General features: G+C 47.2%; 9 protein-coding genes. 7 read left to right on the forward strand and 2 right to left on the reverse strand.

Annotated elements, in window-relative coordinates:
* Window positions 1–17: 17 nt before the first annotated feature.
* Window positions 18–470, reverse strand: a complete 453-nt coding sequence (locus HRM2_RS07970) for a hypothetical protein (protein ID WP_015903500.1) — start codon at window positions 468–470, stop codon at window positions 18–20.
* Window positions 471–1,120: 650 nt separating this feature from the next.
* On the opposite strand from HRM2_RS07970, the gene HRM2_RS07975 reads away from it, so the two are divergent.
* From HRM2_RS07975 to HRM2_RS08010, 7 genes are all read left to right on the forward strand, one after another.
* Window positions 1,121–2,491 (forward strand): acetyl-CoA hydrolase/transferase family protein, encoded by a 1,371-nt coding sequence (locus HRM2_RS07975; RefSeq protein WP_015903502.1) that lies wholly within the window; start codon window positions 1,121–1,123, stop codon window positions 2,489–2,491.
* Between the two features lie 66 nt (window positions 2,492–2,557).
* The gene (locus HRM2_RS07980) at window positions 2,558–4,360 is read left to right on the forward strand and encodes an acyl-CoA dehydrogenase (RefSeq protein ID WP_015903503.1); all 1,803 of its coding nucleotides are present in this window, start codon (window positions 2,558–2,560) and stop codon (window positions 4,358–4,360) included.
* A gap of 36 nt (window positions 4,361–4,396) precedes the next feature.
* Window positions 4,397–5,245: a 3-hydroxybutyryl-CoA dehydrogenase gene (locus tag HRM2_RS07985; RefSeq protein ID WP_015903504.1), complete on the forward strand. Its 849-nt coding sequence runs from the start codon at window positions 4,397–4,399 to the stop codon at window positions 5,243–5,245.
* A 153-nt stretch (window positions 5,246–5,398) separates the two neighbouring features.
* Entirely contained in the window at window positions 5,399–7,627 is a 2,229-nt protein-coding gene (locus HRM2_RS25080; RefSeq protein ID WP_015903505.1) for a sigma 54-interacting transcriptional regulator, read from the forward strand.
* 718 nt (window positions 7,628–8,345) lie between these two features.
* On the forward strand, window positions 8,346–8,720 hold the full coding sequence (locus HRM2_RS08000; RefSeq protein WP_015903506.1) for a rhodanese-like domain-containing protein: 375 nt from the start codon (window positions 8,346–8,348) through the stop codon (window positions 8,718–8,720).
* 72 nt (window positions 8,721–8,792) lie between these two features.
* Window positions 8,793–9,542, forward strand: a complete 750-nt coding sequence (locus HRM2_RS08005) for a sulfite exporter TauE/SafE family protein (RefSeq protein ID WP_015903507.1) — start codon at window positions 8,793–8,795, stop codon at window positions 9,540–9,542.
* Between the two features lie 308 nt (window positions 9,543–9,850).
* Complete coding sequence (locus tag HRM2_RS08010; RefSeq protein WP_015903509.1) at window positions 9,851–10,165, forward strand: hypothetical protein; 315 nt, start codon at window positions 9,851–9,853, stop codon at window positions 10,163–10,165.
* Window positions 10,166–10,211: 46 nt separating this feature from the next.
* On the opposite strand, the gene HRM2_RS08015 is transcribed toward HRM2_RS08010, so the two are convergent.
* Complete coding sequence (locus HRM2_RS08015; protein ID WP_015903510.1) at window positions 10,212–12,113, reverse strand: TRAP transporter permease; 1,902 nt, start codon at window positions 12,111–12,113, stop codon at window positions 10,212–10,214.
* Between the last annotated feature and the right edge of the window lie 11 nt (window positions 12,114–12,124).

Consider the following 12,124-nt stretch of genomic DNA (forward strand, 5'->3'; position numbering starts at 1 on the left):
GCCTCTCATTTTATTGATTATCGGGTTCTTGACAACAGGTCGTTAACTCTTTCGTTGAATTCAATCCTGTGTCCTGGATCGGAAATCTCATCACTTATTTTGGAAAGCAGTTCTTCTATATCGTTGACCAAAATTTTTTTATCCGTGATGTTCATACCTGAAAGAATATCGGCCATGATGATATTTGCTACAGGGCCGACGTAATAGGTAAGGATTGAGGTGAGTTCCTTCAATAATTCCGGGCTGTAGCGCTGTATTTTCTTTTTGACAACAGGTGTAATAAGGCCCATCCCATACAATTTCATCAGCTGATTTTTAAAATCTGGGAGATCCATTCCTGATTCACGGGCGATTAATCCGATTTCCTTGTTTTCATCAATCAGGGCTAACAACCTAAACTGGGTTGCAGACAGGGTGATGTTGCCATTGATATCCGAGGTCAGCTTTTTAAAATATTTAAATTTTGCCATTTCGGTTCTTATCCATACATTTATTTTGGGCTATATCCCCTTATGTCTGCATGATTTATCAAAAATGGTGTTGAAATCCAGCTGCCTCCAAGCATCCATAATCAAATTTTTCAAGCCTTTCATGTTAACAAAAGACTTAACAAAAAACAAGACAGCTGCACTGAGCCCTTAATTCAGGTGAAGCGATGTATACCCATGGGGAGGACAGCAGGAATCTTTCTTATCCAGAGCAATTGCCCTTTGCCCTTGGATTTATAGGCTCTTTTTTTTAGAAGCCGTGGCAAAATCTTCCCATGGCGTGGTAGAATCGCCACGTGAAGTTGTAAAAGCTTTTATTATCAGGTGGTTGTCGTTTTATCCGGTTTTATGTGTGGCGAAACAGTAACGTCCCCTCCTGAATGACAGACACGAATTTCCAGGTCAATTTACTGAAAAAAATTATTAAATTACAGTAGGTTGTGTTCATTAACCCTTCTGTGGCACTTATATTGCTGTATTTACAACGTCAGAGAACAATGGTCTTAATCGTGTCCTATTAATGGTGGCTGAACATCGTTATTTTCCGGGACCATTGGACGGATATTTTGATTCATGGGTTAAATTCTCAAGCAAGTTTATCAACATAAAACAAACAAGAGGAATTTACTGAAATGAGTTTTACATCACCGATTCTGAAACAATATCGACAAAAATTAGTAACCGCAAGAAAAGCCGTACAGGTTGTTAAATCCGGAGACTGGATTGATTATGGTGCCTTTTGCACGGCCCCAAGAACCCTTGATGAGGCCCTGGCAGCGCGTGTGGATGAACTAGAGCATGTCAATGTAAGGGCCCTTGCCTTTCCCGGAAAAGCCAAGGTTGCCATGGCCAGTGCTAAGGGCAACAGCATGACTTATAACAATTGGCATTTCAGCAGTGGAGATCGTAATAATCACGACCACCATAACTGTTACTATATTCCCTTTACCTACAACGAAGGTCCGGGGCACTACGGCAGAAACATCAAAACCGATGTCTGCATGGTACAGACCACTCCCATGGATCATCAGGGCAATTTTAATTTCGGCATTGGTAATTCGTTCCAGCGGGCCATCATTGATAATGCTAAAACCGTTATTGTGGAGGTGAATACCACCCTGCCCAACTGCCTTGGTGGAGCAGGGGAATCGGTTCATATCTCAGAGGTTAATTATGTAGTTGAAACCGAAAACCAGCCGATCTTGACCATTGGATCTCCAAAGATTTCCGATGTTGACAGAAAGATTGCCGACCTCATCGTTGAGGAGATAGAGGACGGATCATGCATTCAGCTTGGCATTGGTGGCATGCCCAATGCCGTGGGCAAACTCATTGCTGAGTCTGATCTAAAAGACCTTGGTGTTCACTCGGAAATGTTGGTAGATGCCTATCTTGAGATGTTTGAAGCCGGAAGGGTCTCCAATCTTAAAAAAAACCTGGACCCTGGTAAGTTTGTTTACACCTTTGCCTTGGGCAGTCAGCGCCTCTATGACTTTATTAATAACAATCCTTCCTGTGCGAGTTATCCGGCAGACTACACCAATAAACTGAGTAACATCGCATCCAACGATAAAACTATTTCCATAAACAATGCCATTGAGGTGGACCTTTATGGCCAGGTCTCATCGGAATCTTCCGGGTACCGGCAGATTACGGGAACCGGTGGACAGTTTGACTTTGCCTATGGCGCCTATCACTCCAAGGGAGGAAAATCTTTTATCTGTCTTTCTTCCACCGTGACAGACAAGGAGGGAAAGGTTCATTCCCGAATACGCCCGGTCTTTGATCCCGGCAGCATTGTCACCCTGCCAAGAACCATCACCCACTATGTTGTCACCGAATACGGCAAGGTCTGCCTGAAGGGAAAATCCACGTGGGAAAGGGCAGAAGCGCTTATTAGCATCGCCCATCCTGATTTTCGGGATCAGTTGATCAAAGAGGCTGAGAAAATGAGAATCTGGGTACATAGAAATCAGACATCATCCCTGGTTAAGGCTGCATGATGCCCTATAACTGAATATCCATCAATAAAACACCTGCTGACAACACACCATTAAGGAGCGATAGGAATGGCACAACTAATTGCGGACCGTAGAGATATTGATTTCGTACTCCACGAACAGCTTAACGTGGAAGCCCTCAGTGAGCACAAAAGGTTTAATGAATTTGGAAAAAAGACGGTTGATCTTATTGTCTCCGAGGCAAGGAATCTTGCCATCAAAGAGATTCTGCCCCTGCAGAAGCCAAGCGATACAGGGTGTGAGTTCAACAACGGCACGGTCAAGGTCCCTGAAGGGTTTCACCGGGTCATGAAAGCATACAATGAAGGCGAATGGCTTGCCATGACCGACGATCCGGAATGGGGTGGCCAGGGAATGCCCAAGACCGTTGCCATGGCAGCCAACGAGTACTTTTACGGTGCCTGCAACTCGTTCATGCTTTACAATCTTCTGACCCATGGGGCATCCAAGCTTGTAGAGACCTTTGGCACTCCAGAGCAGAAGAATCTACACCTTAAAAATATGCTTTCTGGAAAATGGGCCGGTACCATGCTCCTGACCGAATCCGATGCAGGTTCCGACCTTGCCGGGATTACCACCATGGCAAAGGACAACGGTGACGGGACTTACAGTCTTGAGGGCAATAAAATTTTTATTTCCGGTGGAGAACAGGATCTGACGGAAAATATTGTTCACCCGGTTCTGGCAAGGCTTGAAGATTCTCCTGCCGGTATCAAAGGCATTTCGCTTTTCCTTGTGACCAAGTACCGGTTAAACCCGGACGGCACGCCAGGGGAATTCAACAATGTCGTGTGTACGGGCATTGAAGAGAAAATGGGGCTCCATGGTTCAGCCACCTGCTCCCTGGAGCTTGGCGGCAAGGGGCAATGCATTGGTACACTGCTGGGAGAAAAAAATAAGGGCATGGCAGCCATGTTCCTGATGATGAACGAGGCCCGGCAGATGGTTGGACTCCAGGGGCAGGCCAATGCCTCGGCCGCCTATATGTATGCCTTGGACTATGCCAGGCAGCGTATCCAGAGTAAAAGCCTGACCGCTCCTGCGGGGACCCCGCCTGTGGCCATTATCAACCACCCGGATGTCAAACGACAGCTTTTGATGATGAAGTCCTGGGTGGAGGGCATGAGAAGCCTTGTCTACTACACGGGCCTGTGCCATGACCGGCTTGCCATTGCAGCAGATGATAGTGAACGGCAGTTCTATTCCACCCTGCTTGAGGTGCTCACCCCCATCATCAAGGGTTATATCACCGACCGGGCCTTTGATGTCTGTAACCACGGTGTGCAGATTTACGGTGGTTACGGATTTATCGAAGAGTTCCCTGTTTCCCAGTTGCTTCGCGATTGCAGGATCTTCATGCTGTATGAGGGCACCAACGGTATTCAAGCCATGGATCTTGTCGGTCGAAAACTTGGCATGCACAAGGGAGAACCTTTTATTCATTTCCTGGGGCTGATCGAAAAAACCATAACCGCGTCAAGGGAGGTTAAAGGCCTGGAATCCCTGGCCGACAGCATGCAGCGATTTTTTACAAACTACGCTGAAGTTGCCCATGAAATATCTGCAAGGGCGGCTTCTGGCAAGGTGATGGAGGTTTTTGCATTTTCCCACCCCTTTCTTGAGGTGAGCGGGGATCTGACCGTGGCCTGGATGCTTCTCTGGAGAGCGTCTGTGGCCGCTCCAAAACTTGGTAAAAAGAAAAAAGACGATGCCTTTTACCAGGGGCAGATACAGACGGCCCGTTTTTTCATCAACAATATCCTGCCCGTTACCGAAGGCAGACTCAATACCATCAAACAGGGGGATGCTGTCGCGGCAGTCATGGAAGATGCCCAGTTCGGCGGCAAATAAGGGTTTTTTTTAACTTACAACAAAGGGAGATAATCAATGGACAAGATATATGTTCTGGGGGCCGGCACCATGGGGGCCGGGATTGCCCAGACCATTGCATCGGCAGGCATTCGGGTCATCGTAAGGGATATCAACCAGGAACTCGTTGACAGGGGCATGGCCATCATCACCGCCAACCTTGAAAAACTCGAGGGTAAAGGCAAAATAATGACAGCTGAAAAAGAGGCTGTCCTTTCAAGAATTACCGGCACCACCGACATGGCCCTTGCTGCCGATTGTGATCTGGTTATTGAGGCTGCCGTTGAAAATATGGCCATCAAAAAGAAAATTTTCAGTGAGCTTGATGCGCTTTGCAAACAGGAAACCATTCTTTCAACCAACACCTCGTCCCTGTCCATAACAGAGGTGGCGGCGGCCACCCGTCGTCCAGACCGGGTTATTGGCATGCATTTTTTTAACCCTGCCCCGATCATGAAGTTGGTGGAGATCATCAAGGGTATTGCCACCTCAGACCACACCTTTGACAGGGTGAAACAACTGTCTGAAAGAATTGGAAAAACACCGGTTAAAGTTGCCGAAGCTCCGGGTTTTGTTGTTAACCGGATTCTGATTCCCATGATCAACGAGGCCGTGGCCATTTATGCCGAAGGCATTGCGTCTGCCCGGGATATTGATACGGCCATGAAACTTGGCGCCAACCATCCCATAGGACCCTTGGCCCTGGGAGATTTGATCGGCCTTGATGTCTGTCTTGCGGTCATGGATGTTCTTTATCAGGAGTTCGGTGATCCCAAATACAGGGCACACCCGACCCTAAGAACCTATGTTCGGGCAGGATGGCTTGGTATGAAATCGGAAAAGGGCTTTTACGACTACGCCCGCTGAATCGGTTTCAGGCGATCTTGACCCATTGGGTCCGCCCCTCCCCCCCTCTGGGCGGGCCCCCATTTTAAAGGATCATAGTTTGATGTTTTCAGCGGTTATGCTACTATGGCTTCAAGTGCAAAGCAGTTTTGCATCCAACTGACGGAGAAACGCATGGATATTAATATTTTGTCTCAATATCGAGATGCCATAGCCCATGCTGACAGTGAAGAGGCCCTTGTTCAAAGAACTATTGAAATGATAACCGGCACAACTGCCTATGATGTTCATATCGAACTTGTACAGGAGACTGAATCGGTCAAGGATCTCGTCACCAGAATTTTAAAAAAAGGGTGTGAAAAGTCTGTAACCGAGGCGCTTTCAGCCAAACAGCCGGTCACGATAATGGCGGCCAAGGATTTTTCCGATGCATTCCTGGCAACCATCATCCCTTGCCCCGCTTCGGCCCTGCTTATCCCCCTTTTTACCCTCCAAACGGTGACCCCGCCAGCATTCCTGGGAAGTTTCTTTGTTTTTTCTGGAGACAATTATCTGTTTAAGCCTGAAACAAGGGCAGTATTACAGGAATTAACTGTTCAGTTCACCCATGCCGTTACCACGGTCCGCAGGGCATTATCTGTCAGGGCCGAAAATCAAGCACTCCGTGTTGAACGGGATATGTACCACAGTGTTTTTGAAAATACGGGAACCGGTACCATCATTATTGACAAGGATATGCTCATCCTCTTTGCCAATGCGAAATTTGCCCAGTTAACAGGCTATGGTAAAGAAGAGATGGAAAACAATATGCACTGGTCGCAATTTGTTATTCCTGAAGATAATAAAAAAATGCAGTACTACCACTATGGGCGGCGCAAGGGAACCCCCCAGGTTCCAGATGAGTACGAGTGCAGAATTTTTGACAAGACCGGTGAAGTTAAACATATGCACATGAAGGTGGGAATGCTGGCCGGAACCAATATCAGCATTGCTTCGTTCATGGATATCACCTTGAGAAAGGTTGCTGAAGAGCGTCTGAGCAAAAGTGAACACCTGCTCAAAAGCATTGTCAGCTCCTTTGAGGGGTTTATTTTTACCCTGAAACAAAATCACCGCATCGAGTTCATGAACAATCCGTTGATCAGCAGAAGCGGGTATAATGCAGTCAACGAAAAATGCCATAAAGTAATCCACGGCCTGGATGCGCCTTGTCCCGGGTGTGAACTTAAAAAGGTCCTTGCAGGAACTGTTGCCAAACGTGAAGAAAAGAGTCCCAAGGACGACAGATGGTACTCTGTAACCCAGTCTCCCATTTACGACCGGGTCAGCAGTATTACCGGTGTACAGGTCATCATGGTTGACATTACCGAGAGAAAGCACAGGGAAGAGAAGGTCAGAGAACATGCCAATTATTACCAGAGTGAAAACAGGGTCTTGCGCTCTGCCATGAAAGAGAGATACCGGTTCGGAAATATCATCGGTAAAAGCAACGCCATGCAAAAGGTCTATGAGTTGATTTTACGAGCCGCCTCAAGCAATGCCCATGTGATGCTTTACGGAGAATCAGGCACAGGCAAGGAGCTTGTTGCCACAGCTATCCACAAATTAAGCACACGGTCCAAACAGATGTTTGTACCGGTTAACTGTGCTGCCATTAATGATAATCTCATTGAAAGTGAGTTTTTCGGATATAAAAAAGGGGCTTTTTCCGGAGCTGATCAGAACAAGGCCGGGTTTCTGGATCTTGCTGACAAGGGTACCCTTTTTCTGGATGAAATCGGTGACCTGGCCCTCAACCTCCAGGTTAAACTGCTCAGGAGCATTGAAGGAGGGGGGTTCACCCCGGTGGGAGGAAACCTGGTTAAAAAGCCGGATTTACGCATTGTTGCTGCCACCAACAAGGACCTTAAATTCCTCATACACCAAGGGTTGATGCGGGAAGATTTTTTTTACAGGGTGAATATCATTCCCATCAAGCTTCCCCCCCTGAGGAACCGCAAGGAAGATATTCCTCTGTTGATCAAACATTTCATCTCTAAATATGACAAAAACATTTCCATTCCTCCCATTGATAAGAAACTGCTCGACGCATTCCTGAACCATGACTGGCCTGGAAATGTCCGGGAGTTGCAGCATTCTCTGGATCGCTATGTCACCTTAAAAGAGTGCGATTTTTTAGAAAGCCTTGCTCCCCCCCAAGACAACCATGAAATAAATGACTGTCTTATGGACATGGACAACGGAAAAAATGCCCTGCCGGATATCGTGGCTGGCATTGAAAAACAGATTATCGCCAAGGCCCTTGAAAACAACAGATGGATGAAAGCCAAGACCGCATCGGAACTTGGCATCCACAGAAAGACCCTGTTTCTCAAGATGAAAAAATACGACCTGGTCATCTAACCCTGGCGGATTTAGCCTGGCGATGTCGTCCTCTATTAAATATTAAAAAACAATCAAAAGATAAATTCATCTAATATAGCCCCTGGTTTTGCAGGCAATAGGCCAATGGGAATGGATAGCTGTATCACGTTACTGCGTGAATTTTGAGATTTTTTGTGTCTACCTGTGTTGAAGCGAGTACAAGACTGATTTTTTTTAATTTACCCTCCTGAAAAAACAGGGGATAGGATTGCAAAATTATTTTTTTATCATGTTGATTGACAAGCTTTCTTTAGATCTATATATTCCATTTCGACGATTTGTTGAATGCGTTTATATGCAGTCAGTAACTCAGATTAAAGTTGGGAAACATGGGACAGGTATTGTCGGTCTTAATGAAGTACTTAAAGGCTTGCATCAAATAAGCCTATAGATGCCTGGGAAAGAGATTGCTTCTTAAATGATTAAGGGGCTTTCAAAGAAATTGTCTGCAAAGGATAAATGGGAAAACAAACAATTGTATCGTTAAATGATCACATATAAAACCAAGGGGCATCATTGCATTCTATCTGTACAGGGGTTGGATGTGGATGTTTTTTCACCTCGACCTCAGATACCATGAATATCCTGACCTGGTTGAGGAACATTTTTATTCTGTCCCTGTCCGCCGGCCTTGCCTGGCTGGCCCACAGGGACTTTTATCAACGTACAAACACGACGAACTAAGGAGTTAACTGTTATGAGCTATCTGAATCAGGCTTTTAGGGAAATGGATCTTCACTTTTTCGGTTCCGGCGAGCACGGCATGAGCATCGAAGGAATGCGCAAAGTGCTCGGCAACGATCATTTCTTGTTTCTGGATGTCCGGACAGATGAGGAAGTGAAATACCTTTCTTTTCCCTTTGTCCTGCATATTCCTTTAAATCATTTACCGGACCGGCTGGACGAGGTGCCCAGGGACAAATTCATCGTCACCTTCTGCTCTTCAATATTCAGGGGGGCAATGGCCTACACCTATCTTCTGGCCAACGGGTATGAGGAGGTTAAGGGACTGACGGCCTCTTCCGAGGATATGGCCCTGGCATTCAAGCCCGGCCCTCTGGTCAAAATGTGATCTGATCTCCATACCGGTAGGTACAGCTGCCTGCCGGTATTTTTTTCCCATGGTAATAAAGGACAGGTTAAAATGGAATCCCATATTCTCATCATTGCTTTTCTTTCATTCTGTTTAAGTTTTTTTTTCGCATTGGGCGGCGTGGGGTCGGCCGTTATTCTCATTCCTGCCTTAACTTGGATCGGTGTTCCCTTTAACCTGGCCCGGCCCACCGGGCTTTTTGTTAACTGCTTGAGCATGCTCGGGGCCACCTGGTCCAATTTCAGGGAAAAGAAACTGGATGTAAAACTGGGGCTTCCCATAATTGTTTCGTCCATGGTAATGGCACCGGTGGGCGCCTGGGCCGGTCATTTTTTACCCACCCAGACCCTTCTTTTTGTTTTTATCGGTTTTTTACTCTTTTCCGGTTCCATGATGATTTTTTTCAAGAGCTCAAAATATGCAGACCAGTACCGGGAAGACCGGCCCGTTGCAGGTCCCTCAGGTGTCGGCGTGTTGGCCGGATTTGTCTCAGGACTTCTTGGTGTGGGTGGGGGCGGCATCATTTCCCCCCTGATGGTGGTCCAGGGATTTAATCCCAAAAAAGTGGCCATGGTCACGGCCTTTTCAGTGCCTTTTTCATCGTTTTCAGCATTTATCACCTATGCTGCCATGGGATCGGTGTCCGTTAAAATTCTTGTTTTTGCCGGGCTGGCCGCCTGGACCGGGGGATATCTTGGCACCCGGGTTATGCAGAAAAAGATGAATCCCCAGAGTGTTAAACGGGTGCTGGGCAGTGTTTTAATACTGATTGGGTTCAAGTTTTTATGGTCCATGGCCTAGGGGTCGCAATTTTTATAACTTGAGCGAAATGGCTTGTCTTCTATCCCATCTACCGAGCGCCATCAAAGGCTCAATAGGTCTGATCGGGATGTGGGTCTTCCCATATTGTCACAGTTTGTGATTCAGAAAACGATGCAAAGGGATCTGTGTTTCCCGGCGGATTTTTTTCCAGGCATAACAAAAACATCCCATCTGATTTTCAATCAGGATTGCTTTTTGTTGTTTTATGTCTATATATTTTAGATATATTGTAACGGTCATGGCAAGTGCGATAACTAAAACATCGGCAAGGTTGGGGTGGGTTCACTATGGATTCAATTGAAGAAAAATTTCCAAGGACCGTGGCGGCTGCCATTGAGATACTGATCGATAAATTAACTGCAACGCCCAGGGAAAAGGTGAAATTTGCAAATATGTCGAAAAGTGCGCTGGTGGCGTATAATAAAACCATTGAAAATTATATCGTCACTGAGTTTCGTCTGCCCGGCAATGAGCCCCTTATGAAGTCCTGTGCCCTGTTGGCAAATTTGTCCCGGATTGATATCCATCAAGCATCCTATATCCTTCTCCATGCCATGCAGATCAAACTTTTGGAAACGGCTTTTTTGAAACTTATGAGGTAAAGATCCAACAATGACAGTAACATCCTTAACCCATTGTGGATTTGTTTCAGATCAAAATTCTTGTTTTCTGGGCAAGGTATAAAACTGTGAGAAGCACGACGCCTAGGACGTGGAGGTAGATCATGGGCCAGAGCAGAAGAAATGCAGCCACAAGATAAAGAGATCTCAGCCCCCAGTTCAGCCGGATTTTATGGAATCCTTCAAAAAAGGCGGTAAAACAGAAAAGACCGGATAGGCCTGCCAGGGTGGTTTCAGCTACCTGCCACAGGGGGCCTTCAAAGAGAATGGGCGTATAGATAAACAGCATGGGAATGATATAGAGTCCCTTGGCAAGTTTCCAGGATTCAAATCCCGTTGCCAAAGGAGAACTGCCTGCAATGCCCGCAGCTGAATAGGCCGCAAGGCAGACCGGCGGCGTTACATTGGCATCCTGGGAATACCAGAAGATGAGCATGTGGGCACTGAGGAGGGAGGCACCCAGCATTTCCATGGATGGGGCTGCCAGCACGGCCAGTACGATGTAGGAGGCTGTCACGGGAAGGCCCATGCCAAGAACCAGGGATGCAAGGGCAATCAGAACAATGGTGACCAGCAGGCTGCCTCCGGAAATGGCGGAGATCATGATGGAAAACTTAATGCCCGCCCCCACCATTAGAACCACGCCAATGACAATGCCCGAACAGAGCAGAATTACCCCGGTGGTAACCATGCCCCTGGCGCCTTGTGCAAAGGCGTCCAGGATATCTTTGACGCCCATGCGGGTTTTTCTGTTCAGCCAGCTTGCCGCCACAATGGATGCAATCCCTGCACAGGCGGAATAGGTGGGGGTAAAACCACTCATCAACAGACCGATCAATACGGCAATGGGAATAAAAAAGTTCCACCCCTGTTTGAGAACGTCCATAATTTTTGGAATATCTGCGTCTTCCATGGGTTTGAGGCCCATTTTTTTTGCCCGCAGGTGTACAAAAAAACCAACACTTAAAAAATACATGAACGAAGGAATAATGGCTACCCCCACGATGGTAAGGTAGGGAATCTGGGTCCACTGGCTCATGATAAAGGCGCCGGCGCCCATGATGGGGGGCATGAGCTGTCCTCCCGTGGAAGCGGCTGCCTCAACCGCACCGGAAAATTGTGCACTAAACCCCACCCGTTTCATCAGGGGAATGGTGATGGAGCCTGTACCCACGGTATTGGCCACGGCACTTCCGGATATGGAACCCATGAGCCCGCTTGCAAAAACGGCCATTTTGGCCGGGCCTCCGATCATTTTCCCCATCATGGCAATGGAGAGTTGGATGATAAAATCCCCGGCACCGGATTTCAACAAAAAGGAGGCAAAGAGCACAAAGAGAAAAACAAAGGTCGAAGAGATGGTGGCAATGGTGCCAAAGATACCGTCCGGTGCAAAATACATTCGGTAGAGCATCCGTTGAATATTAACCCCTGGAAAATTCCATATGCCTCCCATGTATTTGCCGAACCACAGGGCATACCCCAGAAAAAAGAGGGCAATGCCGGGAATAATGTATCCTGCCGTGCGCCGGGTGATTTCCAGCATGAGAATGATGGCAATTCCCGCGAATATCAGGTCCGGGACGATGGGGACCTCGTTGCGGGCATGGAGGGCATTTTCAAACAGCAATAGATAGGCTGCCGTGGCAATGGAGAGAAGGGCAAGGCCCAGATCCAGCCATTTGAGTCCCAGGGCTGTTTTGACGCTGAAGGGGTAGATGATATACCCCATGAACAGGATGAATCCAAAATGGACGGCATTGCGTTGAATCTCGGGCATGATACCCACGGTGTTGACCCAGATATGAAAAAGGGACATGGCAACCCCTGTCCAGTACAGGGTTTTGGTTAAACCCGGCGAAAGCTTTCTCTGGCTCACCACCACTTCGCCACTGCTGTCTTCAATAACGCCTTGGGATTTGTTGGACATGGAGACTCCTG

Source organism: Desulforapulum autotrophicum HRM2 (genome assembly GCF_000020365.1).
Classification (GTDB): domain Bacteria; phylum Desulfobacterota; class Desulfobacteria; order Desulfobacterales; family Desulfobacteraceae; genus Desulforapulum; species Desulforapulum autotrophicum.